General features: G+C 40.4%; 26 protein-coding genes. 15 read left to right on the top strand and 11 right to left on the bottom strand.

The annotated features are described in order from the left end of the window. Positions 1-8: 8 nt before the first annotated feature. Positions 9-1,316, bottom strand: coding sequence for an ABC transporter substrate-binding protein (locus tag V6C71_06205; GenBank protein ID HEY9768088.1), 1,308 nt, complete (start codon positions 1,314-1,316; stop codon positions 9-11). Positions 1,317-1,820: 504 nt separating this feature from the next. On the opposite strand from V6C71_06205, the gene urtA reads away from it, so the two are divergent. The 11 genes from urtA (at position 1,821) to V6C71_06150 (ending at position 11,939) form a co-directional block, all read left to right on the top strand. Continuing rightward, the gene (urtA, locus tag V6C71_06200; protein HEY9768087.1) at positions 1,821-3,140 is read left to right on the top strand and encodes an urea ABC transporter substrate-binding protein; all 1,320 of its coding nucleotides are present in this window, start codon (positions 1,821-1,823) and stop codon (positions 3,138-3,140) included. 75 nt (positions 3,141-3,215) lie between these two features. Beyond that, complete coding sequence (gene urtB / locus V6C71_06195) at positions 3,216-4,376, top strand: urea ABC transporter permease subunit UrtB (protein HEY9768086.1); 1,161 nt, start codon at positions 3,216-3,218, stop codon at positions 4,374-4,376. A 31-nt stretch (positions 4,377-4,407) separates the two neighbouring features. Next, the gene (urtC, locus tag V6C71_06190) at positions 4,408-5,571 is read left to right on the top strand and encodes an urea ABC transporter permease subunit UrtC (protein ID HEY9768085.1); all 1,164 of its coding nucleotides are present in this window, start codon (positions 4,408-4,410) and stop codon (positions 5,569-5,571) included. 2 nt (positions 5,572-5,573) lie between these two features. Beyond that, positions 5,574-6,320 (top strand): urea ABC transporter ATP-binding protein UrtD, encoded by a 747-nt coding sequence (gene urtD, locus V6C71_06185; protein HEY9768084.1) that lies wholly within the window; start codon positions 5,574-5,576, stop codon positions 6,318-6,320. A gap of 157 nt (positions 6,321-6,477) precedes the next feature. Continuing rightward, positions 6,478-7,227, top strand: a complete 750-nt coding sequence (gene urtE / locus V6C71_06180) for an urea ABC transporter ATP-binding subunit UrtE (GenBank protein ID HEY9768083.1) — start codon at positions 6,478-6,480, stop codon at positions 7,225-7,227. Between the two features lie 165 nt (positions 7,228-7,392). Beyond that, positions 7,393-8,001, top strand: coding sequence for a transcriptional repressor LexA (lexA, locus tag V6C71_06175; GenBank protein HEY9768082.1), 609 nt, complete (start codon positions 7,393-7,395; stop codon positions 7,999-8,001). Between the two features lie 97 nt (positions 8,002-8,098). After that, positions 8,099-9,136 (top strand): tRNA dihydrouridine synthase DusB, encoded by a 1,038-nt coding sequence (gene dusB, locus V6C71_06170; protein HEY9768081.1) that lies wholly within the window; start codon positions 8,099-8,101, stop codon positions 9,134-9,136. A 122-nt stretch (positions 9,137-9,258) separates the two neighbouring features. Next, the gene (locus V6C71_06165; GenBank protein HEY9768080.1) at positions 9,259-10,359 is read left to right on the top strand and encodes a TRAP transporter substrate-binding protein; all 1,101 of its coding nucleotides are present in this window, start codon (positions 9,259-9,261) and stop codon (positions 10,357-10,359) included. Between the two features lie 61 nt (positions 10,360-10,420). Further along, positions 10,421-10,909, top strand: coding sequence for an MEKHLA domain-containing protein (locus V6C71_06160; protein ID HEY9768079.1), 489 nt, complete (start codon positions 10,421-10,423; stop codon positions 10,907-10,909). A 183-nt stretch (positions 10,910-11,092) separates the two neighbouring features. Next, positions 11,093-11,629, top strand: a complete 537-nt coding sequence (locus V6C71_06155; protein HEY9768078.1) for a tetratricopeptide repeat protein — start codon at positions 11,093-11,095, stop codon at positions 11,627-11,629. Between the two features lie 151 nt (positions 11,630-11,780). Then, on the top strand, positions 11,781-11,939 hold the full coding sequence (locus V6C71_06150) for a YqaE/Pmp3 family membrane protein (GenBank protein ID HEY9768077.1): 159 nt from the start codon (positions 11,781-11,783) through the stop codon (positions 11,937-11,939). Between the two features lie 467 nt (positions 11,940-12,406). Here the strand turns inward: V6C71_06150 and V6C71_06145 are convergent, their stop codons facing one another. Beyond that, positions 12,407-13,276, bottom strand: a complete 870-nt coding sequence (locus V6C71_06145; protein ID HEY9768076.1) for a Tab2/Atab2 family RNA-binding protein — start codon at positions 13,274-13,276, stop codon at positions 12,407-12,409. 141 nt (positions 13,277-13,417) lie between these two features. On the opposite strand from V6C71_06145, the gene V6C71_06140 reads away from it, so the two are divergent. Together V6C71_06140 and V6C71_06135 are read left to right on the top strand one after the other, a co-directional pair. Continuing rightward, positions 13,418-14,026: a glutathione binding-like protein gene (locus V6C71_06140; GenBank protein ID HEY9768075.1), complete on the top strand. Its 609-nt coding sequence runs from the start codon at positions 13,418-13,420 to the stop codon at positions 14,024-14,026. A gap of 175 nt (positions 14,027-14,201) precedes the next feature. Beyond that, positions 14,202-14,840, top strand: coding sequence for a hypothetical protein (locus tag V6C71_06135; GenBank protein ID HEY9768074.1), 639 nt, complete (start codon positions 14,202-14,204; stop codon positions 14,838-14,840). Between the two features lie 299 nt (positions 14,841-15,139). On the opposite strand, the gene V6C71_06130 is transcribed toward V6C71_06135, so the two are convergent. The 4 genes from V6C71_06130 to V6C71_06115 form a co-directional block, all read right to left on the bottom strand. Further along, positions 15,140-15,487: a hypothetical protein gene (locus V6C71_06130; GenBank protein ID HEY9768073.1), complete on the bottom strand. Its 348-nt coding sequence runs from the start codon at positions 15,485-15,487 to the stop codon at positions 15,140-15,142. A 120-nt stretch (positions 15,488-15,607) separates the two neighbouring features. Next, a complete protein-coding gene (locus V6C71_06125) occupies positions 15,608-15,871 on the bottom strand; it encodes an NAD-dependent epimerase/dehydratase family protein (protein ID HEY9768072.1) in 264 nt (87 codons plus the stop codon). A 182-nt stretch (positions 15,872-16,053) separates the two neighbouring features. Next, a complete protein-coding gene (locus V6C71_06120) occupies positions 16,054-16,983 on the bottom strand; it encodes a cobalamin-binding protein (GenBank protein ID HEY9768071.1) in 930 nt (309 codons plus the stop codon). A gap of 147 nt (positions 16,984-17,130) precedes the next feature. Then, positions 17,131-17,793 (bottom strand): DUF2301 domain-containing membrane protein, encoded by a 663-nt coding sequence (locus tag V6C71_06115; GenBank protein HEY9768070.1) that lies wholly within the window; start codon positions 17,791-17,793, stop codon positions 17,131-17,133. A gap of 413 nt (positions 17,794-18,206) precedes the next feature. Here V6C71_06115 and V6C71_06110 point away from each other — a divergent pair, with 413 nt between their 5' ends. Further along, complete coding sequence (locus V6C71_06110) at positions 18,207-18,428, top strand: hypothetical protein (GenBank protein HEY9768069.1); 222 nt, start codon at positions 18,207-18,209, stop codon at positions 18,426-18,428. Between the two features lie 194 nt (positions 18,429-18,622). Here V6C71_06110 and V6C71_06105 read toward each other — a convergent pair whose 3' ends face one another. Next, complete coding sequence (locus tag V6C71_06105) at positions 18,623-20,104, bottom strand: alpha-amylase (GenBank protein ID HEY9768068.1); 1,482 nt, start codon at positions 20,102-20,104, stop codon at positions 18,623-18,625. Positions 20,105-20,289: 185 nt separating this feature from the next. Beyond that, positions 20,290-22,245: a DNA primase gene (dnaG, locus tag V6C71_06100; GenBank protein HEY9768067.1), complete on the bottom strand. Its 1,956-nt coding sequence runs from the start codon at positions 22,243-22,245 to the stop codon at positions 20,290-20,292. 138 nt (positions 22,246-22,383) lie between these two features. Here dnaG and V6C71_06095 point away from each other — a divergent pair, with 138 nt between their 5' ends. After that, on the top strand, positions 22,384-23,259 hold the full coding sequence (locus V6C71_06095) for a DUF3598 family protein (protein ID HEY9768066.1): 876 nt from the start codon (positions 22,384-22,386) through the stop codon (positions 23,257-23,259). Between the two features lie 433 nt (positions 23,260-23,692). Here V6C71_06095 and V6C71_06090 read toward each other — a convergent pair whose 3' ends face one another. From V6C71_06090 to upp, 3 genes are read right to left on the bottom strand one after another with little or no spacing between them, the layout of a single operon-like run. After that, positions 23,693-24,214, bottom strand: a complete 522-nt coding sequence (locus V6C71_06090; GenBank protein ID HEY9768065.1) for a DUF937 domain-containing protein — start codon at positions 24,212-24,214, stop codon at positions 23,693-23,695. A 60-nt stretch (positions 24,215-24,274) separates the two neighbouring features. Next, entirely contained in the window at positions 24,275-24,562 is a 288-nt protein-coding gene (locus V6C71_06085) for a hypothetical protein (protein HEY9768064.1), read from the bottom strand. Positions 24,563-24,618: 56 nt separating this feature from the next. After that, on the bottom strand, positions 24,619-25,269 hold the full coding sequence (upp, locus tag V6C71_06080; GenBank protein ID HEY9768063.1) for a uracil phosphoribosyltransferase: 651 nt from the start codon (positions 25,267-25,269) through the stop codon (positions 24,619-24,621). Between the last annotated feature and the right edge of the window lie 296 nt (positions 25,270-25,565).

Genomic DNA, 25,565 nt, shown 5'->3' with positions numbered 1-25,565 from the left:
TTTTTTAGTTAATTCCCAAAGATTAATTCTAAACGCTGTTGCGATCGCTTTAACGCCTCTGCGGGAGTTTGTTTACCTAAAAGACTGGCTTCAATTGCTCGACCCAAGTTTTCAGAAAGCCGATTATATTGGGGAATGATCGGACGAGATTTTGCCCACTGCATTTGCTCTAAGAATACTTTCACTACGGGGTTTTCTCTGATAAAGTTTTGATAGGCTTCACTCTGTTGAGATTTAGTATTTACGGGTAAATAGCCTGTCTCTAATGCCCAAGTTGTCTGAAATTTCTCACTGAGGATATATTCTAAAAATCGTAAACTAGCTTGTTCTCTTTCTGGGGTGGTTTTAAAGACAAACAGATTTTCGCCACCAATTACCGCAGCGGGTTGGTTGGCCACAGGGATAGGAAAGACACCATAGTCTATATCTGCTAATTTTAACTGAGCCAGCGTCCAAGGCCCTGTAATCTGCATTGCAACTTTACCTTCAATAAAGTCATCAATTTCATAGCCTCTTTCGGGTGGAGACAAGACAGCTACCTTATTTTGAACTAAATCAGCACCGAACTGTAGTGCTGCGATCGCGCCATCGTTAACTAAATTGGGTTGACCTGCCGCTAACAAATCTCCTCCCGCACTATAAATAAATGGTAGCCAGGTAAACACCGTCCATTCCTCTTTACCCAAGGATAAGTAAATACCGTATCGATCCGGGCGACTATCATTATTCGTGTCCTGAGTTAGTTTTTCTGCCGTTTGCTGTAACTGTGACCATGTTTGCGGAACATCTTTGATTCCTGCTTGCTCAAATAAACTAGGGCGATAAAATACTGCCCCATTGTTAGTGGCAAAGGGAACAGATAAAATATGTCCGTCTAACTTCATAGAGTCAAACATAGCTGGGTCTATTTCTGTTTTGACCGCTGAATTGTTTAACCAATCTTCTAAGGGTAATAATGCACCTAGTTGATTTAATTTTCCCGCAATTTGCGCTACAAACCAAAGAATATCAGGAGGGCTATCGCTAACTGTAGCAGCTAATATTTTCGGTAGTTGGGCATCGGGTTGACCAATATATAATGCCTCTACTTGAAGATCTCGATTATTTTGATTAAATTCATTGACTAATTTGTCAAAAATCTCTCGATTTTCTGGCGGATTAATACCATGCCAGAAAGTTATTGTCGTAATTTTTGATTCGTCTATTTTATTTTTGTTAATATTGCTACAGCCACCAACTAGCATCAAACACACTAGTCCGAGCGCCAGAAAATTTTTGATTAAACTTTGATAGTTGTTCTGATAATAACTTTTCAATAATTTACAATTAAACACATGAACAAATCTAAATTTGGCCGAAAGCTACAGTTGCGATCGCTTTCAGTTTAAGCGTAAATCAGGCTTTATAATACAAATAAAGCTGCGATTCTATTTATCTATCTACAAATATTTATGATCTGAAGCAAAAATTAATCTATCTACAAATATTATTCTTATTCAGCTCAACAATAACTTGCTCAATTTTTTCTGCAAGTTAAAAATGATTATTTTAGCGAACAATTACAACAGTACGTGGTTAGGTAATTGTGATTTTGTGCTTTTTCTTGATTTTGATCGACTAAGCTAATTCACATTAGGCATAGAGTATAAATCGGATATTTTTTTTGTATCTCATGCTGCTTTTTTTTTGGTATTACAGAGTACAATTTTCCCCAACGGAAAATATTCGTATTACTCACTTTAAAGTCCAACTAGTCTTTTCTTATCAAAGCGCAAAGCAGATAACAAAAGAAGCTTAGATACATTCAAAATATTAAGATAATGTCACAATTAGGAAGACGTAAATTTTTACTTTATAGCTCAACAGGAGTCTTGGCTAGTCTCTTGTTGAAGGGTTGTGCTGATGCTGGAGGTGGTGATACGGCTGCCAATACTCAAGCTGCCAATACTACTGAAGCTGCTAATACTGAAGCAGCAGCAGACGGAATCAAAGTCGGCATTCTCCACTCTTTGAGCGGCACGATGGCAATCAGCGAAACTACTGTAGTCGATGCAGAAATGATGGCTATTGACGAAATTAATGCTGCTGGTGGACTTTTAGGAAAACAGATTATCGCGATCAAAGAAGATGGGGCATCAGATTGGCCTACCTTTGCCGAAAAAGCAGCTAAGTTGATCGATCAAGATAAAGTGGCTACGGTTTTTGGCTGCTGGACATCCGCTAGTCGCAAAGCGGTGTTGCCAGTATTTGAAACGAAAAAGCATATGTTGTGGTATCCCGTTCAATATGAAGGACAGGAATGTTCAAAAAACGTATTTTATACAGGTGCAGCACCAAACCAGCAAATTGAGCCAGCCGTAGATTGGCTGCTAAAAAATAAAGGCAAGGAATTTTTCCTAGTTGGGTCTGATTATGTCTTCCCTCGCACTGCTAATACAATTATTAAAGAACAATTAGCAGCTAAAGGCGGTACTGTTGCAGGAGAAGATTATTTACCTTTAGGAGATACTGAAGTAACTTCCATTATCACTAAAATTAAAGTTGCATTGCCTGACGGTGGTGTGATCTTTAACAGCCTTAATGGAGATACTAACGTCGCCTTCTTCAAACAAATGCAGGGTGCAGGATTGACTCCTGATAAATATCCAGTAATGTCCGTTAGTGTTGCCGAAGAAGAAGTTAAGCAAATTGGTCCAGAATACCTCCAGGGGCATTATGCGTCATGGAATTATTTCCAAACCGTAGAAAATCCGCAAAACGATCAGTTTGTTACAGCGTTTAAGCAAAAATATGGTGAAGATAGGGTAACTAACGACCCTATGGAAGCTGCCTACATTATGGTTTACCTTTGGAAGCAAGCGGTGGAAAAGGCTGGTACTATCGATTTAGAGCCAGTTAGAGCAGCAGCAGTAGGTCAAAAGTTTGCTGCGCCAGAAGGTCAGGTGACAATGCAGCCCAATCATCATATTTCCAAAACAGTGCGTATTGGAGAAGTCAGAGAAGACGGGCTATTTGACATTGTTTGGTCTACCGAAGGACCTTTAGAGCCGATCCCCTGGAACCAGTATGTCAAAGAAACTAAAGGTTTTGCCTGTGACTGGACCGATCCTAACAAGGGTGGAAAGTATAAAGAAGCATAGGGCTTAATTGATTAAAGCAAGTAGCTGGTTGTCAGTCGCTAGCTACCAAAAGGCAACAACTAGCAATTAAAGAATGTGTCTACATTAATTGAAGGTTTATTTAACGGAATCAGTATTGGTTCGGTCTTATTGATTGCAGCGTTAGGTCTGGCAATTGTCTTTGGACTCATGGGAGTGATTAACCTGGCTCATGGCGAATTGATGATGCTGGGGGCTTATGCCACTTTTGTGGTTCAAAATGTTTTTAAACCGCTGGGCGAACCTTGGTTCAGTTTTTATATTATTGTGGCGATTCCGATCGCCTTTATTGTTTCTGCGATCGTCGGCTTAATTTTGGAACGAGGGGCAATTCGCTTTCTCTACGGCAGACCCTTAGAAACTCTACTGGCTACCTGGGGCGTTAGCTTAATTTTACAGCAGTTTGTCCGCAGTGTTAACTGGCTTTTAATCATCTCAATTTTCATTTTCTGTCTGTTGTTTTTTGGCGGAATGCAGTTAATCAAACGTCGTGCTGATTGGGAAACAATGAGGACAAAGACTGTCGGTTTGTTATTACCTCTGAGTGGAGCAGTGGCGATCGCCTTGTACTTTTTATTCAGCCAAAATTCAGCTTTGACTAATGCCTGGTTTAGTGCCAGAAACGTCGATGTTACTGCCCCTGCTTGGTTACGGGGAGGAGTAGAAGTATTTGGCTTTCAGATGCCTTATGTGCGTCTGTTTATCATCGCTTTAACTATCCTTTGTCTGATTGCTGTGTATTGGTTTTTGCAGCGTTCTTCCTGGGGCTTAAGAATTCGCTCCGTTACTCAAAATCGCACCATGAGTTCTTGTTTGGGTATTCCCACAGCGAAAGTTGATGCTCTAACCTTCGCTTTAGGTTCGGGACTAGCAGGAATTGCTGGCTGCGCCGTTAGTTTGCTCGGTTCGGTAGGACCAAATACAGGACAAAACTATATTATTGATACTTTTATGGTGGTGGTAGTAGGCGGTGTTGGTAACCTTCTCGGTGCTGTTATAGCAGCATTGGGCATTGGAATTTTTAATTATCTTATTGGTTCGGGATCTTTAGCTTTGTTCTTGACTACAATCAGCGCGCCGCAACCCCTGGTAGATTTCTTTTTGTTCTTTGCCACCAGCAGCATGGCAAAGGTGATGGTGTTTGCCTTAATTATTATTTTCCTCCAAATCAAACCTGCGGGGCTATTCCCTCAAAAAGGTAGAACAGCAGAACTGTAATTAATCAAGCACAAGTAACGAGTAATTAGTTATGAGTAATGAAACTGGTCTTGAAATTAAGCAGAGGCAACGCAGAAACAAACTAAGTGAAACGGGGATAATTATCGCTTTAATTGTTGTTTTTGCGGTCATTTTGCCGATTGTTATACCTGCTTTTAGACTGCGCTTAGTTGGTCGTTTTCTCTCTTTGGCAATTGTCGCTTTAGGTATCGATCTAATTTGGGGCTATACTGGCTTACTGAGTCTGGGTCATGGTATTTTCTTTGCCCTAGGTGGTTATGCCCTGACGATGCACCTCAATTTGCAAATACCTGAAGGGCAGTTACCAGAGTTTTTTACGCTTTATGGAGTCAATGAACTACCGTGGGTTTGGCAACCTTTTTATTCGTTTCCGTTTACTATCTTAGCTTTAATTATTATTCCTGGAATAGTTGCAGCTTTGATTGGCTATTTGGTATTTCGTAATCGAATTAAAGGAGTTTATTTCTCAATTTTGACTCAAGCAGCTTTGCTAGTTTTCTTTAATTTTTTCAATGGTCAACAAGAAATAATCAACGGTACCAATGGCTTAAAAACTGATACCGAAAAAATCTTTGGTTTTCTAGTTAGTTCTCCTGGAGTTCAACGTACTTTTTATATTCTGACCGTCATCTCTTTATTGTTAATTTATCTGCTGTGTCGATGGTTGACTAGCGGGCGTTTTGGTAGGCTACTCAAAGCCATTCGCGATGATGAGACTAGGGTAAGATTTTCGGGTTACGATCCTACGGGATATAAAGTTTTAGTCTTTGCCATCTCTGGCGCGATCGCCGGTATCGCTGGGGCATTGTACACAGTTCAAACAGGGATTATTACCCCCAGCATTATGCAGGTTGCTTTCTCGATTGAGATGGTAATTTGGGTGGCAGTAGGAGGCAGGGGGACGCTAATTGGCGCGATTATCGGTACGTTGTTAGTGAGGCTGGCTCAAACCTTTTTAAGTGAAAGTTTTCCCGAAATTTGGCTATTTTTCCAGGGTGCGCTATTCCTGATTGTGGTGACGGTATTACCTGATGGCATTGTCGGCTGGTGGATAAATCATGGCTGGATTCGATTGCGATCGCTTTTGGGACTTCAGCCTAAATTAGCTACCTATCCTAGTTTAGTCGAAGATCCTGAACTTCAGCAGGAAAGAGAAACAATAGCGAAAAAATAATCATGAGTAAAATCTTAGAAATTGAGGATTTAACGGTAAGCTTTGATGGTTTTAAGGCTCTTAATAATTTAAATTTTAGTTTGGATGCGGGAGAACTACGGGTAATTATCGGACCAAACGGTGCAGGTAAAACTACTTTTTTAGATGTGATTACCGGGAAAGTTCAACCGACAAAAGGTAGAGTATTATTTAAAGGTAAAAATCTCCAAAAAATCCCCGAATATAAAATAGCTCGGATGGGCATTGGGCGCAAATTTCAAACTCCTAGAGTATATCTAAATCTAACCGTTAGAGAAAATTTAGATTTAGTTTGTAACCGCAATAAAAATGTTTTTCCTACTTTATTTGGTCGTGCTAATGGTAGTGAAAAAAGAACTGTTGGGGGCTTATTAGAAACAATCGGTTTAGATACTAAAGCTAACCTGTTGGCAAATTTGCTATCTCATGGAGAAAAGCAACGCCTAGAAATTGGTATGTTGGTAGCGCAATCTCCCGACTTATTATTAGTAGATGAACCCGCAGCAGGATTAACCGATGAAGAAACCGAAAACGTGGGGGCATTATTACTTTCTCTTGCCCAAAGCCATTCTATTGTGGCGATCGAACATGACATGGAGTTTGTCCGCCAAATTGCCAATGATAAAGTAACCGTATTGCATCAGGGAACATTACTTTGTGAAGGCAAAATGGAACAGGTACAAAATGACCCTCGAGTAATTGAGGTGTATTTGGGAGAAACACCAGAATAAGTAGCAAGTAGCCCTTCGGGTTCGACAGTTTGACGGGCGGCATAAACGCCTGGGAAACCACAGGCGACGCGCCCTTCTCAACGGAGGGAACCTCCGCGACGCGAAGCTAGTCCTTTAGGGCAACGCAACTGTCTCACAAGTAGTAAGTAGTAAGTAAATGGTTATTACAGAATCAATAATTAGCGATCGACAGTCAACAGATTTGATGTTGCAGGTATCAAATCTTAATGTTTACTATGGCGAAAGTCATATCTTAAGAAATGTCGATCTGAGTATTCCGGCGGGACAGATGGTTTGTTTGATTGGGCGCAACGGAGTCGGCAAGACAACTCTGCTAAAAACAATTATGGGGTTATTATCACCCCGTACAGGAGATATATTTTTTAGCGATCGCTTTATTACCAAATTAACGCCAGATCGTCGGGCAAAATTAGGTATTGGTTATGTCCCCCAGGGAAGAGAAATTATCCCTCGTGTTTCAGTCAAAGATAATCTTTTATTAGGTTTAGAAGCTCGTCCCCAAGGCAGAAAAAGCCAAGAATCTATCCCTGAAGAAATATTTGAGCTATTTCCCGTACTTAAAACCATGCTGTCTCGTATGGGAGGAGACTTGAGCGGGGGACAACAGCAGCAATTAGCGATCGCCCGTGCTTTGATGGGCAAACCACGCTTACTCGTTTTAGATGAACCAACCGAAGGGATTCAACCCTCAATTATTTTGGAGATTGAAGCAGCAGTTAAACAGATTATCGCCCAAACGGGTATTTCTGTATTACTAGTAGAACAACATCTACATTTTGTCCGTCAGGCCGATCGCTATTACGCGATGCAAAAAGGTGGTATCGTAGCATCTGGTAGTACCGAAGAATTAACTCAAGAAGTGATCCAACAATTCTTAGCAGTCTAAATTATTGAAGATCTACTTGCTATTAGAGCAAAGCGATACTTGACTTACTGGGGGTTAATGTCTTCTAATGTTTAGTACCTATGTTCTCAATGGACATATCAAGCTTTAGCTGTGCGGAAGCGAAGCTAAAAGCTTGTCCTTAAAAACATACCCTACAGAAAAGCTATGGAAAGTCTAACTCCCGCCCAAAAAGAACTTTACGATTGGCTAATCGAATACATAAAATCTACCCAGCACGCACCATCAATTAGACAGATGATGAAGGCAATGAATCTGCGCTCGCCTGCCCCCGTTCAAAGTCGCCTAGAAAGACTACGTAACAAAGGCTACATCGACTGGATCGATGGTAAAGCTCGCACTATTAGAATATTACATCAACCAGAAAAAGGACTCTCAATTGAAGGCGAAATTGCTGCGGGAGGTTTAGTTGAACCTTTTGCTGAGGAAAGAACTAGACTAGATTTATCCGATTTATTTGCTCAATCAGACTGTTATGTCTTACGAGTGGTAGGAGATAGCATGATTGAGGATTTAATTAATGAAGGCGACTATGCCATCATGCGATCGCTTGACTCAACTTCCGAAGTTAAGAATGGCGATATTGTCGCTGCCAGAGTATCGGGATATGGCACAACTCTCAAACGCTTTTATCAAGAACAGGAAAAAGTCATTCTCAAACCAGCAAATCAAAAATACGAACCAATTAAAGCCGAAGCTAATAATGTCGAAATTCAAGGTATTTTAGTGGGTGTGTGGCGTTCAATTAGCAATTAATAGCCGTAAGCTTTAAACTTTAAGCTCTAAGTCCAACTTACTGTCGGGTAAGAGATAATTAATAACTAACAGGAATTTATCGCCCGCTACTAAGTTTATGGTTTCTGCAATTTCGCTGACAAGTTTATCCAGTGAATTAAAAATTAGATTAGCTACACCGCTTAACATTGGCTCAGTCGTGGTTAACAGCCGTGTTTTACAGTCTCCTCTCTCTGGGGTGACTGATTTAGTCTTTCGGCGGTTGGTTAGACGATATGCCCCAGAATCAATGATCTATACCGAAATGGTGAACGCTAGGGAGATTTGTCACCTAAGCGAATTGCCGACGATAATGGCGATCGCTCGGGACGAAGATCCCATTAGTATCCAACTATTTGACTGTCGCCCAGACTTTATGGCAGAAGCTGCTCAAAAAGCAGTCGCAGAAGGGGCAAATACCATTGATATCAATATGGGTTGTCCCGTCAATAAAATTACCAAAAAGGGCGGTGGTTCTTCTTTATTGCGTCAACCAGAAGTTGCCGAAGCAATAGTTAAAACCGTTGTCAATGCGGTAGACGTTCCAGTAACTGTTAAAACTCGCATCGGTTGGGATGACGACGAAATAAATATTATTGATTTTGCTCGCAGAATGGAAGCCCAAGGAGCGAAAATGCTAACTCTCCATGCCCGTACCCGCGCCCAAGGATATAACGGCACTGCCAGATGGGAATGGATTGCTCGGGTTAAACAAGCTCTAACAATTCCCGTGATTGCTAATGGAGATATCTTCTCTGTGGAAGCGGCAATTAACTGTTTAACAATAACTCAAGCAGATGGGGTGATGTGTTCGCGGGGTTCGTTAGGCTATCCTTTTTTAGTGGGAGAAATCGATCGCTTTTTAAAAACAGGAGAAAGATTACCTCCTCCTTCGAGCGTAATTAGACTACAGTGCGCCAAAGAACATTTATTAGGTTTGTGGGAATACAAAGGACAACGTGGCATCTATCAATCCCGTAAACATTTAGCTTGGTATTGCCAAGGATTTCCTGGCGCAGCCGAATTACGCGATCGCGTATCTCAAATCCAAAGCCTAGAGCAAGGATGCGAAATATTAGACCAAGCGATCGCAATTCAGGCAACCGTTAACAGTTAACAAGACTCGCTACTCGCTACTCGCTACTCACTACTTAATTCTTCATCCCTTTTTTGCATCGCCTCTGATATGATATTCGGTTGCTTAAGAGAAAAAAATTAGACTGAGTAAAGACAATAATTATGAAACGGAGACAACTGCTCGACCGTTTAGCGATCGCTGCTACCACCAGCACCATTCTAGTGGCCTGCGATCAAACCAATAATAGTCCTAATGTTCAGGCAAACGCTCTGCCTAATGTAAGATGGCGTATGGTGACCAGTTGGCCCAAGTCTCTCGATACGATTTATGGTGGGGCGCAAACGATATGCGATCGCGTAGCAGCAATGACTGGCGGACGTTTTACGATTGAACCCTATGCAGCAGGAGAAATTGTTCCTGCTTTGGAAGTTTTAGATGCGGTGCAAAATGGCACGGTAGAATGCGGACACACTGCTAGCTATTATTATGTCGGCAAAAATCCCGCCCTCGCTTTTGGAACCTGTGTACCTTTTGGTTTAACTGGTCAACAGCAGAACGCTTGGTACTATCATGGTGGTGGCTTAGAGGCGATGCACGAACTATATAGCGATTTTAATATCATTAACTTCCCTGCGGGTAATACTGGGGCGCAGATGGGTGGTTGGTTTAAAAAAGAAATCAGTTCACTGCAAAATTTAAACGGCTTAAAAATGAGAATTCCTGGCTTGGGCGGAAAAGTCATGTCCAGCTTAGGCGTTAACGTACAGGTATTACCAGGAGGCGAAATATATTTAGCTTTAGAAAGAGGTGCGATCGACGCTGCAGAATGGGTTGGTCCTTATGACGATCTCAAATTGGGTTTAAACAAGGCTGCACCCTATTACTATTATCCTGGCTGGTGGGAAGCAGGTCCAACTTTAGAGGTACAGGTAAATAAATCTCAATGGTCCAAGCTACCCGTAGAATATCAAGAAATATTTAAAAGCGCAGCGATGGCAGCTAACCTCAATATGCTTTCTAAGTATGACGCTTTGAATCGAGAAGCTCTAAAAACTATAGTTGATGGCGGAACAAAGCTAATGGCTTATTCTCCAGAAATTCTTCAAGCAGCTCAAACGACAGCAGTGGAATACTATACCGCAGAATCAAGCAAAAGTCCTGCCTTCAAAAAAGTCTATGATCAGTGGAATCAATTTCGTACCACAATTTCTGAGTGGAATAAAATCAATGAATTGAGCTACGCTAATTTTGTGAATAAATAATTAGTTTAAGACTACCCCTTTTCGAGGGAGCATCAGGGGCAAAGGAAATAACTAATATCAAATGACAAATGACAACCTAACTTCAATTTCATCCCCAATCTGGCAACAGCCTAAAATTATTCGCTGGAGTCAAATTTTGGCCGATAGCTATCAGCAGCTTCTGGGCAAAGAATTAGTTGATTCGCTGAACACGCCAGAACAATTAGCCGAGAATTTATTTCATGCCTCTTTTGTGATAGTTTCTCATGGAATTCAAACAGATCCGATTCTCAATTATGGTAATAAAACGGCGTTGCAATTATGGTCGATGAGTTGGAAGGAATTAATTAAAACTCCCTCGCGATTGACAGCAGAGCCTGTAAACAGAGAGACTAGAGCGACAATGCTAGAACAAGCCGCAAAACAAGGTTATATCAGTAATTATCAGGGAATTAGAATTTCTAGTACGGGAAAAAGATTTTTAATTGAAGCGATAATTTGGAATCTAACCGACGAATTAGGTCAAAAATGCGGACAGGCAGCAACTTTCGGCGACTGGAAATGGTTATAGGCTCTAGATTCAATCTGTTAATTTTTGTTATGGACTTACTATAAGGGTGGGGTTGTGGCGTGAATCGCTTCTCAAGCTTCAACATTTTGTTAACTATTCAGGATTTCAGCCTAGTAGATGTGTGAAGATTAAAAGTAATGATGAAACTTAATTTAAAAATCTAGAGTAAAACTGCGATCGCCCATGAATGATAATCTACCAGTAGCATATATCTCTGCTTTGTTAGCCATCCTAGTTTTTGCTGCTATCTATATTCTGCGAGAAGTTATTAAAACCCGAAAGCAAGAAAGTACTTTTTCTCGTTTGCAAAGCAAGTTAAAAAAAGAAAAAGGCACTGCCGAAGAATATTATGAACTGGGTAGCCTGTATTTGGATAAAAAATTGTTTGTCCAGTCCATTTCGATATTAGAAAAAGCTTTGAAAGTAGATAAGAAATTACCGTCAGAAAATCAGGCTTTAATTCACAATGCAGTGGGTTATGCTTACTTTGCTCAAGAACAATACGACATCGCTATTAGACAATACAAGGAAGCACTCAAGTTCTATCCTGAGTATGTAATTGCTCTTAATAATTTGGGCAATGTCTATGAGAAAAAGCAGATGATTGTTAAAGCCGTAGAAACTTACACAGAAGCTTTGAAATACGATCCTGAAAACAAGACTGCTAATTTGCGCGTCAAGTCTTTAGAAAAACGCTTAGTTTCCTCTAAATCTAAATAGAGTTGATATCGTATTACAGAAAAGTTGTTTAAGTATTAAACAGGCAAAAAAACAGCAAAAGTACAGCAATTAATATATCTTTTGATGTATTATTGCTATTGTTTAAACTAAAAATATTAGGATAGAAGTATCCTTAAGGTAAAAACATTCTATGGATATAATTCGCATTCTCTTTTCTGTTTTGATACCACCATTAGGAGTCTTTCTTCAAGTAGGCTTAGGTACAGACTTTTGGATTAATGTTGTATTAACTTTGCTGGGCTATTTTCCAGGGTTGATTCATGCTATCTATATTATTGCTAAAAAGTAATAAAAGAGAAGTCGGCGATCGCACTAAGGAATCAATTAGTCTTTCGCCTAAATTTCTAGGTAATATTATTGCGCAAAAGTAATGAGAGATTTAATAGTGCTGTTACGTTGAAGATCTGGCTGGAAAAAAGTCCCCTAAAGAATATGCCCTTGCACGATTCACTAAAGTACTAGCCCTAAAGGATTCCCTAAAGGGTATATGCGTAGCGGTATCCTTTAGGAAACCTTCGGACGATGCGAAGCGAGTGTGACCGAAGGGAATCCTTTAGGGCTTTAGTATAAGCTTCGCGTCCGTCCTCCGCGTAGCACAGATGAAGGCAGATGTAGACGCGAAGCGGCTTTTGGCAGAGTATGCAGATGATTGGTTTGCTTACCAACTAATTGTCGCGCTCTTTTGAGCTTTATCTCTCTAGCTGTTGTTGATGCCTGAGCGATCGCAGTTATATTTGGATTGATACATTAAGATAGTTATTCTTTTAGCAACCAAAATCCAGCGAAAGCTTCAGAATCTGGAGATGATTGAACTGCCAGAAAATGAACGCCGTTTGCTTTTTGCTTGGCTGTTTCAAAATCCTCGGCTTGCTTGACAGTATTTTTGTTAGTCAAGTTAAGCAATATCCAACTATCGCTAAGTCCTGTTTCTAAACGCAACTGTGGGCGTATATTTGCTTCTAGCTGTAGATAACCCATTTCCAGTCCAGACATCCAAGCTGATAAAGGGGTAGCGCGTGGAGAATAAATAATTAAGCCAGGAATAATTGTCTCTGGCTTGATATCTAGTAAGGAAAGGGGAAAGGATTCTTTAAAAGCAATATCCCACTCCTTCATCTCATCAAAGTCAGCAGCAGACAGACTAACAAAAACCCATTTATCCCCTCGATCGCCTTTTACGGCATCGGGTAGCGCAATTGCATTTAAAGGCGGATACTGTACAGAGGCGATGTTAGCAGTTTTAAGATCGAACCCCTCTTCTTGGGGGTAAAAATTAGCGATTCGCTCTTCGAGCCATTGATTGAGAGCATAGGTGCGACGGCTGGGAAGGGGAGTAACACCTGCATCTTCACAAGCTTTAACGATCATGTTATTCATCTGACGGCGAAAAAAGCGAATTTTCTTCGGTGCTGTTTTCGCTTCGGCGATCGCCTTTTCAATTGCTTCTTTTAACCACAAGGAGTTTACGGTTTTACTCGAGCAATATTGAGCATATTTAAATAAACTATCAGGCGATCGTTCTAGGCTATCAGGACTCTGGCAAATTAAAACTTCCCAAAGTTTTTTACCATCTTCATCTAAAACTGGACGTGAATAAAAATCTAATTCCCAAACTGTATTGCTCATATCCACCTAAGAACTTTTAAAATCGCATTTATTAACTCAGTTATTAGTGTACCGAGATGAGGGCGATCTTTGAGTGCATCTTATTTGAGAAAATTAGCGATCGATGGCAAAGTAATTAGTAATTAGTGATTAATAATTACCATGATCGATTTATATACTTTTACAACTCCCAATGGTCGCAAAGCCTCAATTATGTTGGAAGAGGTGGAGTTAGACTATACAGTCCACAGCATAGATATTACCAAGAATGAACAGTTCACTCCTGAGTTTGTCGCCATAAATCCCAACAGCAAAATTCCCGCCATTGTCGATCGCGAGGTCGATCTTACCGTGTTTGAATCGGGAGCAATCTTAATTTATCTGGCTCAGAAGACAGGAAAACTGCTGTCAAGCGAAACAAAACAGCGTTTTCGGACTATTGAGTGGTTGATGTTTCAGATGGGTAGTGTCGGGCCAATGTTTGGACAGTATAACCATTTTAATAAGTTTGCCGCTGAGAAAATTCCTTATGCGATCGCCAGATACAAAAAGGAAACCCTCAGACTATACGATGTCTTGAACACTCAGTTGAGCAAAACAGAATATATTAGCGGTGATGATTATTCTATTGCCGATATAGCGATTTATCCTTGGATAGCTGCTTATCCATTTATGGAATTGAGTCTAGAAGAACATTCCGACCTCAAACGCTGGTATGAAACTATTCAACAACGTCCAGCCGTAGATAGAGGTATGAATATTCCGAACTAACTATAATTTAATTAAATAGAAGCTTATTGAGTTTTTGTTGCCTAATAAATTGATAGTGTATAGCACCTGAGTTAGTTTGTAGATTAATATTCAGCGATTTTGCAACGGTTTATATCGATCTACCTGTGGCAAGATAAAATTGAACTTTTCTTGATTGAACCATCAGATTACGATTATGACTCAGCCTTTTCACTTCCCCGACGGTCGATTAGCCCACGATGCCAATGACTTATTAAAATTATGTCAGCAATATCCTGATGCAGGCACTGATTATTTAGTTAGACAAGATTTAGAAAAATGGCTTGCCTATATTGGTAGTTATGACCTTGCTGAATGCGCTGTCAATGCTCGTCAAACTGACTTAAGCGATCGCCAAAAACTTGAAGAGTTTTTAAATAAGTGTCATTCTTTAACGTTGCCACAAACTGTTCCTGCTGCTGTAACCGAATCGGCTTCAATTGAGAATCAACAAGCAACAACTCCCACACAAGAGCCAATTCCAGTTGACCAGCCTTCTGAAAAGACTGAAGAAAGCAAAGACTTAGCAGTAGCAGAGTCAAGTTTAAAGGAGAATAAAGAATCAGCTAGCGATATGTTAGCATCCCCAATTCAATCTTCTCAGCCAGCAATCGATGAAAGCCAAGATTTAGCCGCCTTAGAGTTAACTTTAAATGAAAATACTGAAGAGTCAACGCCAACGCCAGCCAAGAAGACAGCAGAATCCAAATCTTCGACCTCAACTAAAGAAAAACCTAGCTTTTTCCAAGTAATTGCTAAATTTATTGTCAAAATCCTGTATCGTAACAAAGCCTAGTTGAAATCGTGGGCAAATATCATTTGGTTACAAAAGCTGGAACAATTTGCATATTTTGCCCACCCTCTAGAATTTTTAGCTTCTTGTATAAACTACTTCTAATTGTAATTTAATCCCCCTTTTCCTATTCCCTATTTTTGCTTTTTTGTCCCCTAAAGGACTGCATCAAGAACAGATAATTTATCGTTTATGGATTGTTAGTTGTTACTCATTCCTCATTCCTACTTATTACTTCTTGTTGGCATACTGAAATGGTTTGGTCTAAGCCTTCTCGGTAATTGCTATAGCTAGGAGTCCAGTTAAGCTGTTGAGTAATGCGATCGCTTTTGACCGTAGTAAAGCGATCGAGTATTTCCCTCTGCGGCTTCTTGATAATTATTTTGGCTACGAGGGCAGTAAATAAGGGCAATATGTCCTGGCTTGCTAAATCCTAGCTTCATGGCGTAGTTATCAATAAAGTCAGCAAAGGATGTAGGTGTACCATCGACTATATTGAATATTTCTCCTACAGGCTGCTGTTCGACTACCAAGACTAAAGCTTTATGCAGAAAATTGGCTAAATTATTTTCTGAGCCTGCATAGTAGGGTCGGTGCAGCTTAAAAGAGGTTTCAAATTTCTTTAAATCTTTTGATTGGGGACCATACAAAAAGCCCAGGCACAATATACAATGGGCAATATCGCTGCTCTTAATTTGTTCTTCTGCCTCAATTGCCGATTGAAAAGGATCGTTATCAGGTGGATTTAAAGCTGTATTTTCAGTTGCATCCTAAGCATTGCCATAGAGAAACGCATAGCTGGCATGAACTAGCAATTTTACTTCCGTGGTGGTTGCGGGTAAAGTTCGATCGTACCCTTTCCAGTTGTGTCCATCATCAAGTAGGGTATTGGCAATTTGAGGAGCCAGGTTTAAGACAAGATCAGGCTGTGCAGCCTCTATTGCTTTAGTTAGTTCGGCAGCTTTAGTTAAGTCAGCTTGAACAAAAGCAGCACCATCTTCTCGCAAAGCCGTAGCATCGGCATTCTTACTAATCCCTGTAATTTAATATTTCTTTGAGACTAACTGCGCGATCGTTTCTCGTCCTAGCTCGGTATTTGGACTTAATACTGCAACTGATAATGTCATATTTTGCCTGTGCTGTACGTTTGTGTCTTTTAAACTATCAATTGCTGCCAGGCTTAAGTATCTTTCTTTAGTACTAAACTAAACTTGGGTTATGAAAATGGCTTCCAGCTTTTTCCTTTATAACCAAAATTAAATAATTCGGGATGAAATATCTCTGCCAAAATCTCGGCTGAATCAACTAACCGAGGTCCAGGACGATTGAAATAGGCATTACCATCGGTAATAAAAACTTTACCGTTTTTGACTGCGGTTAAAGTTTTCCAGGCTGGATGTTTGGTGAGAATTTTAGATTCTTGTGCGGTACGTTCTAAGTTAAATCCACAGGGCATAATCACAATGATCTCTGGATCGACATCAATTAAGCTTTCCCAAAACAAATATGGAGAATGCTCTCCCTTGACGCTCAAAAGTGGTTCACCTCCAGCAATTTCAATTAGTTCGGGAATCCAATTTGCACCTACCATCAAGGGTTCTGTCCACTCTAAAGCAACGACAGTAGGTTTTTCAGTTATCAAAACTTGAACCCGATTAGAAATGCCATCAATTCGACGTTGTAATTTGCCTAAAATAGGTTTGGCTTCAACTGCGAAAGTTTTTGCCACTCGTTCAATATCGTCCCAGACTTCTTTTAATAAATCTGGCTGGAGTGAAATAATTTGGGGGTTAGAATTGGTTAGTTGCGCGATCGCACGTTCTACATCTGGTAAATTAACCGCACATACATCACATTGATCCTGAGTCAGAATATGAGTCGGCTGTAGCTGTTCTAAGACTTCTGTTTTAATTTTGTAGATACTGAGGGCTTTTTGCATCAGAGTTTGCACATCTGCATCTATTTCGCCACTCTTTTTATCACTATTTAGTCTGGCTTCTGTACATACGGGTAAATCTTTGATTGAAAGAGGATAATTACATTCATGCGAACGTCCAACTAAAGAGTCAGTCAAACCCAAACAGTCAATAATCTCTGTAGCACTAGGCAGCAGAGAAACAATTCTTAGATTAGCTGTATTAGTCATAGTTGAATTTTAGCATTGCTAATTTGTTACTTTATAGCTGTTAGCTGTTAGCTTTTAGCTGTTAGTTTTTAGTCGCCAAAGCAATATTTAGATGATTAAACTGCTTTAAAACAATCATCTATTACCTATATGCTTATTGTTTATATTCTATAGAGCTTTCTCTACTGGCTTTTCTTGCTGTTTTAAATAGGCGAATACTGATTTATCACCGATATCAGGATCGATTTCCTGAGTCATTTTTCTGATTGCGAAGACGCTAAAGCCAATTGTCCAAATTCCCAGCAACGCTTGTTGTATTTCAACAGTAAGTATTCCAGTTATGTGTCCTAATAGCAGTAAAGGTACAACAGGAGTCAGAATTTTGGTTTCTAAGCGATTAAAACAAAAAGCCTCTTTAAAAAAGATTCCTGTCAAGGCTGCAAAAGTAAATCCTGTGCCAAACAAAGTCAAGGGATGATTATAAATATATAGTGCCAAAGGTTCATGACTAGAAATGGCGATCGCCACTGTGGCAACTGTACCAATTAACCAAAAGCCCTGCAATACTCGATGTAATGCCTTCATATAAATATGAATGTAAAATAGACTTACCCCTAAACCAACAGAAAAAATCATAAATAAAGGAGTAAGAGTTGGCAAAGCAGTTTTTCCCTGAGCAAAAAAGAGATAACTGGCGATCGCAAAGCTGGCAGCAGCAACTACCAACCCCGCACGATAAATAATTACTTCCAGGCGATCGCGCTTAGTAATCTTATATTCGCCGAATTGTCCTTGATAGGTTTGTGGTTCTCGATCTAAAAGAGCGCTCATAAATATTTTTGTTGATTATATGCTTGTTATTATTGATTCTGAAGCAGAATTTTTTGGCTTTGTGAAGCTATACAATGCACCATAATTTTTAAATCTCAGTCAAGATAGTTGCCGAAAATAAATCACTTTCGAGCTAAATGTAGTACCACGTCTAGGATAAAGTACTGGGCTGTTTCCCCTACCAAGCTTAAAGGGTAGGGGGCTGAAAATAAATTTCAATACCCAACAAATTAATCTGGACGCGCTAGTAGCCTGGAGGTTTATTGTAATTTTAACAGTATGTCGCCGCTGGTAAATCGCGAAAGTAGCGACATCCCCAAATAATTTTTAGTCTCAGAATATTGATAGATGTTTATTCTTGAGAAATTCGCTCATATTAAATTAGACACTTAAATTTAACAGGAGCAAAAATTATGTCTGTCCAAAACCTTAGCAATTTAGAATATGACTGGGTAACTATACTCCATGAAAAAGGTAAAGCTATTGCAGCATATGATAAATACATTGAAGATGCCAAAACAGCAGATTCTCAACCTTGTATTGAATTGTTTGAAAATCTCAAGCAATCCGACTCAGAACACGTGCAGAAGATTAAAGAGCATTTAATGCAAGTAATGCAAAACGGCACAATGTAACTAGATATTATCTCTGCCGAATCGAAGTTTACTTTCGATAGTCATTTAATAAAGAATAGAGCTTCAGGTAAAAAAATTCATGAAGCTCTATTTATTTTGGCTATTTTCTATTTTGTCTTGTTTAATTCTTCGTTTGACTGTATATCTCGTTTCTGAAGCAATATATTAAGCAAAAATAGCGATCGCTCTTAGGTTCAATGAGAAATCCAAACCGATACCGAACCGCCTTTGCAGCTAAATTCACCCCAACCATGTTCGTTAGTGGTTACTGTATCAGAAATATGTTCGGTGATGTCATAAAAAGTAGTATGAGGTTTGCCTACTTCCATCCATTTTTTGCCACCCCAGCCATTACTCAGAATTACGGCGATCGCCTGTGGATGTTCTAAGTCTCCTAGTCTTGTCCATCCGACGAGATTGGCATTATCAAAGTAACTATACTGCTCACCGTAGGCAAAATGCTGACGGACATAAAGTAATTTATCAATGATCCAATGATGATCGTCAAGCCAAACTTCGTGTTCATTGCCGTCTCTACCTTTGTCTTTATAGTGTGCGCCATAGTAGTCGCCATAAAAGATGCAGGGGTAGCCTTCTCTTCTGAGCAAAATAAGACTATAGGCTAAAGGCTTAAACCAAGGCTCTACAGGAGACTCCAAAGCCTGTAGAGGTTGAGAATCATGATTTTCGACAAAAGTTACCGCCAGACTAGGTTGACCTTGAATCAAAGTATTGTCAAAGATTTGGCGTAGGTCATAGTTTTGACCACTTTTACTGGCTCGATGAAAATTATAGTGCAGGGGTACATCAAACAAAGACATTTTACCTTTGGTGTTAGTGATGTAGCTGTGTAGTGAACCAATATCATCTGACCAATATTCGCCTACCGCAAACAGATCTCGCTCGGCATGGGGCAGATTTCTGAGAAAGTCCAGCCAGCTATTAAAAAATAGATAGCTAATATGTTTAACAGCATCAATACGAATACCGTCTATTCCTGTAGTTTCCAAATACCATTTACCCCAAGCTGCTAATTCGTTACGTACAGCTTCACTACTCATATCTAAATCGCAAGCCATTAAGAAATCGTAATTGCCGTTTCTGGGGTCAACATCAGTCTCAAACTTTTTATCTGTAAGTTGATAAACCTGATGGTCGTTCCAATTATAGGCATTATGATTAACGGCATCAAAATGCGCGGCACTCCATTTAAAATCAGAGTATTTGTTTCCCCGCCCAGCAAAATTAAATTTAGTATATATTTCTATTTCGCGGGAATCTCCTACCGCATAATTGCGATTGTCCCAAGCTACAGGGACAGCCTGAACTTTTTCCGTCTCATCTCCGCCATCGCGATGATTCAATACCACGTCGGCATATACTTTTAATCCCGTCTGCTGTGCAGCCTTGATTGCGGCTAAGTACTCTTGCTTTGTACCGTATTTCGTCCGAGTCGATCCTTTTTGCTCAAATTCTCCCAGATCGTACATATCATAAACACCGTAACCAACGTCATAGCCTCCCGCACTACCTTTATAGGCTGGGGGAAGCCAAAGCGCAGTAATTCCTGCTGCTGCTAAATCTTTGGCTCGATTCGCCACTTGTTGCCATAATGTTCCATCAGGGTTGAGATACCAATGGAAGTACTGCATGATTACACCGTTGACTGATGACATGGCGATCGCAATTCCTCTTACTTTCTACTGTAAGAATATTACCAACTACATGATTGAAAAACAGTAAAGCAGTAATCAGTTATTGGTGAGGGGCTGACCCTGCCCTCGAAGGGGAGGACGCGATATTCGAGGTTGCCTCGAATATTTCAGCCGTCCGTCAGGGCTTGTACGCCCCGTCTTTTTATCTATAAAACAGGGTCTTGAGCGTAATTTAAACGTATTTGTTCTAGCTGCCTAATTTTTTCGACGGCGATTTGGATTTCTTGATAATAATATTCCATCAGCTTTAAATCTGTGGATAGGTTAAGATTTTGTAGCTGCTGAGAACAGTAGATCTGACGTTGTTGATAGTTTACCTGTTCCAAAGAAGCGATCGCGCCCTCGACTCGAACTTCGGCACGAAAAACATCTTCTTGAGTTTTTTCATCTAAATGAAATAGTTTAGTCACAGCCATCATGGTTGGGGGAAAATCTGGACTACGATTATGTAATTCACTGAGTAAAGGATTAAGATTGCTCATTGATGAGAGGGGTATTTCCGCTTCGACGGCAATAATTTGTTGCCACAAAAACCGATGAGCGGCGAGATTAAACAACAAATCTTTAGCTTCTAACTCCTCGATAATTTTGTCTCGATAGCGCGGATAGTGAATATAAATCCGCAACAACAGAGCCTCGGCTTGTTCTAATAGTTCGCTTTCAGGATTAGTAGCGATCGCCAAAGCTGGTTTAAAGACGGAGTTGCTCTGTTTACGATAAGTATGCTTATCTTGATATCTAGGACGAGCCGTCTTGATTTGCGATTTGAGGCTAGCCAAATTTTGTAAAACTAATCTGGCATCTCCCAGACTTAGCAATTCGGCACAATGGGTAAGGTAATGGTTGCGCTGGTTAGCATCCTGTAGCTTATTGAGCAGCTTGATCATTCCTGCTGCTACCTGCTGAAACTCGTCCGCAGCTTTCAGGTTCTTAGCGGCTAACAAACGATTAATTAACCAATCTAACCATAGTGGAGCATTTTCTAGAGCCTGAAAATAGATTACTACCCCATCCTCTCTGCCTTTGATAAATTCGTCAGCATCCTTACCATCGGGCAGATTAAGAATCCGTAGCTGTACCACTCCACCATAAACTAGATCTTCCAATTCCCCGATCGCTCTCTCGGTGGCTTTGTTTCCTGCGTTATCGGCATCAAAATTGAGAATTACCTGCTTAGAAGGAGTAAAGCGAAGCAACTGCTTAAGTTGCTCTTGAGTGAAAGCTGTACCCAAAGATGCCACTGCATTTTCAATTCCCGCCTCATGAAGAGCGATCGCATCAAAATAGCCTTCTACCACTACTGCACAGTCTGCTTGGGTGATGTTACTTCGAGCTTTATCTAAAGCAAATAGAGTCTTGCTTTTATCAAATAAAGGAGTTTCAGGGGAGTTAAGATATTTAGGTTGGTCTTCCTCGTTGAGACTACGACTACCAAAGCCAATAATTCTGCCCTGGAGATCGGCAATTGGGATAATTAGGCGATCGCGAAAGACATCATAGTATCCACTGCCTGTTTTTCTCGGTTTAATTAATCCTGCTTCTTCTACCAGATTTACAGGATAACGTTTTTGCTCGACTAAATACCGATAAAGTGTTTCCCACCCCGCAGGAGCATAACCAAGCCCGAAGTTACTAATAGTTGTATCTTCAATCTTTCTTTGCTGACGAAGATAAGTTAGAGCAGTTTCTCCCTGAGAGGCCTGCAAAGCGTGTTGAAAAAAGCTGGAGGCGATCGCTATAATTTCGTATAGCTGTTCCTTTAAAGTTAGCTGACGCTGAATTTCTTGTCTTTGTTCTGGTTCAACTGTTTTTATTTCAACCTGGTAGCGACGAGCTAGATCGAGTACTACTTCGGCAAAAGACTGTTTCCCAATCTCCATCAAAAACTTATAGGCATTTCCTCCTACGCTACAGCCAAAACAATAATATAGCTGCTTATCTTGGCTGACGCTAAAGCTTGGTGTCTTTTCGTTGTGAAAGGGGCATAAGCCCAAAAAATCTTTGCCTCGTTTGCGTAAGACAATATGCTCTGAGATGACATCAACAATATCAACTCGCTGCTGTACCTCTTCAATGGTGTCTGGATGCAGTCTGGGAATCACGTGTCTGCTAGTTTGATTAATTCGTACCTCATATCATAATAAATTTTGAGTTACTGCTATTAAAGTAAAATTATTAACTAGTACTCAATCAGCTAGGCAAAGCTTGGTTTTAACTCAATCAAAAACTGGTAAGCCTTATTGCCTACTTTACCTCGATCGCGGAAATATATGCTGGCACAATGGGATTGCTTTCTCAAAAATTTAGGTCAATGGCATGGCTCATTTACTCGTTTCTCGCCTCAAGGAGAAGAAACAGTCGATACTCCTACCTTAGTAACTCTTGAAGGACTTAACCACAATCAAAACGTTCATCAGGTAGTTCGTTATCTACCACCAGATGAGCCTACTCGCGATGTAGTGGTGGACTATGATTCGCTTAACCGCAGCATCTTATTTTTTGAGAACGGTGCTTTTTCTCAAGGAAGTATGCAGTGGGGCCCTTATAGTACCTTTGGTGCTGAATTTGGCTTAATTGATAATCAGGTTGGCGATGGTTCTCGTAGACTAAGGATGGTGGAACTTTATAACACTTCTTCTCAACTAGAAAGGGTAGTGCTAATCAGAGAAAAATTACCTGATAGTAAAGTGCCAGAAAGACCAACCTTAACCTTAGATAGCCTATTAGGAACATGGCAGGGAGATGCGATTACTTTATATGCAGATCTTAGAGAGCCAAGCAGGTTTACTAGCCATCTACAGATTGAACAAAAAAATAGTAACTATATTAAGCAAAGCTTATCCTTTGGCAATCAAACTATCAGCTCTAGTGCCAGAATAGACGGCAGCAAATTATTGTTTGACAACAGTGATTTACCAACTCAAATTATGTTGCTTCCTGACGGTGCATCCTGCAACTGCCCTCTGGAGGTTAAGCTAGGTCACAATTTTGTTTTAGAAATGGGCTGGCTGCTTCAACCTAACCTCAGGCAGAGAATTATCCGCAGCTATAACGAAAAAGGTAACTGGGTTAGCTGTACTTTAGTGACCGAACGGAAATTCACGAGTAGCGAGTAGCCAGTAGCAAGTAGCGAGTTTCTTTCCTAATTACTTATTACTTCAGCCCCAAGGGTTTGGTAATTAAAGCAATTAAAACCAGTTCTCGCGCATTAGCTGGAAAATCAGCTAACTGACCAAAAACTAAAACCTGGTTGGCAAGTAAATCAACCATCTGTTTTCATCTGCGTTCATCTGCGTACTCTTCGAGAAGCCTGACGGCTACATCTGTGCGATATGCGAAGCGGTATCCTTTAGGACGCGTTTGCCCGTGCATGATAAGCTACGCAAATGCTAAAGCATACCGCTTCGCGACGCGATTGCGTAGCAAGTCGAAGACTCAGCTAGTCCTTTAGGGCATATCATGCACGGGCATATCCTTTAGGGGACTTTTATACAGAATGAATCAGAGGATAAGCCTTCTTATCTCGTCGTAGCAAAGCAATTATTAATTCTAACGACCAAGATGGCGGGATGCCATGTTCATCATGTCGTTTAAATCGACATCACCATCACCGTCAGAATCCAAAAAGCTATTTAAAACAGGATTACTCCCCTGTACATTTCTTTTGTTGTTACCTGTTCTTAGGAAATTTAAGACCAAAGGAACTAAAATGGGCAGCATTGCCTGAATTGTCTGAGAATTTAAACCAGTGCGACGGCTAATTTGCAGAATCATCTCCTGTAGCTGAGAACTACCAAACAAAGTAGATAAAACTTGAGGGCTAGCCTGAGTACCACCAAACCGTTCGATCAGCTGATTTACCTGAGCCGTACCACCTTGACGACGCTGTTGTTGTAATGCCGATTTGGTATAGTTGCCCACGATGGACATTGCTGACTGTACCGCGCTAGGATTCGCCTGATAATTTCCGCTTAACTGCTGTACCGTATCGAAGATTGAACTTAGTTGATTAGTGTTGGCTTCTTGTTCGGGGTTGTCGATCGCACTTAAAATTTGCTGAAAAATACTCATATTTGTCGTCAACTTAGTGTTTCTTTGGTTCAAAACCATAACTGCTTGAGAAAAGTAGAATTACTCTTGCTCTAAAGAATTCGCTTTGACTGTCCCTAACTGCTGTCTTACATCATCAATCGCCAGGTTTAACTGGGCAATTTTGTCTTCTAAGCCATGACGAGCTAGTTCAATACTTTCTTCACTGCCAAACGAAATTTCGCTGCCATTTTCTAGGCGAGAATTTTCCTGGTTGGTAATTTGCCGCTCATTCCGGGTAGCAAGTACTGTGCCAATCAAGCCGCCTACCACCCCACCAATTACCGAACCTAAAACAAATCCACTACCAAAATTATTTTGTTGACTCATAGTGATTAAGTGATTAAATTATCAAATGAATGCTTACTTTAAGATTAGCTAATTGTTTAAGTACCAAAAGCGCGATCGCCTGCATCTCCCAAACCTGGGACGATATATCCTTTGCTGTTGAGTCCTTCATCAATAATAGCGGTGTAAATCTCTAATCCAGGATAATTTTCGCTTAGCTGCCTTAAAGCAGGAGGCGCAGCAACAACAGAGACAATACGAATTAAATCTGGCTTAACGCCTCGACTGGTAATTTCCTTCATTGCCATCATAATCGATCCTCCTGTTGCCAACATAGGTTCTAAAATCATAATCCTAGTTTGAGGAGCAAAACTTTGGGGTAGCTTGTTTAAATAACAGCTAGGTTCACGAGATGACTCGTCACGAGCCAAACCTATATGGTAAACTGCTGCGATCGGCAAAACTTTCTGTACTTCCTCCAAAAGAACCAAACCAGCGCGCAGAATCGGCACTATGCCGATTGGCATTTCGGGATTGACAAAAGTTCCAGGACATTGAGTCAAAGGAGTTTGTATCATTGTATCTACCGTGGGTAGCCAATTTCTCGTCGCTTCATAAGCCAACCATCGCCCTAATTCAGTCATAGCACTTTTAAATAGTACCGATGGAGTATTAACGTCACGAGCAACCGACAGCCAATGTTTAATCAGAGGATGTTCTGGAACATAAACGCGCAGTTGTAGAGTCATATTTGCCAGATAACTGTACCGAAAAGAATTGGTATAGATCACAGGGAAGAGACTGTTCCGCTGTTCTACGACAGAACCTATTAGATGAATTGTACAAGCCGATCGGCTTTTTGTGAATCAAATTCAAGTGTCCCATTCTCTGACCGTTGGTTAATCTTACACGATCGCCGTTACCTACCTGAAGCGAGCTAAAAAATTAATCAAATTAATCAACGTTGACCAAGACTCTAATTTAAATAAAAGCTAATCACTAAGCCAGATCGCGCTTAGCATAGCCACTTAACCTGACTTTTCCC

The sequence above is a fragment of the Coleofasciculaceae cyanobacterium genome (genome assembly GCA_036703275.1).
Taxonomy (GTDB): domain Bacteria; phylum Cyanobacteriota; class Cyanobacteriia; order Cyanobacteriales; family Xenococcaceae; genus Waterburya.
This window is presented reverse-complemented; position numbering and strand designations above follow the sequence as displayed.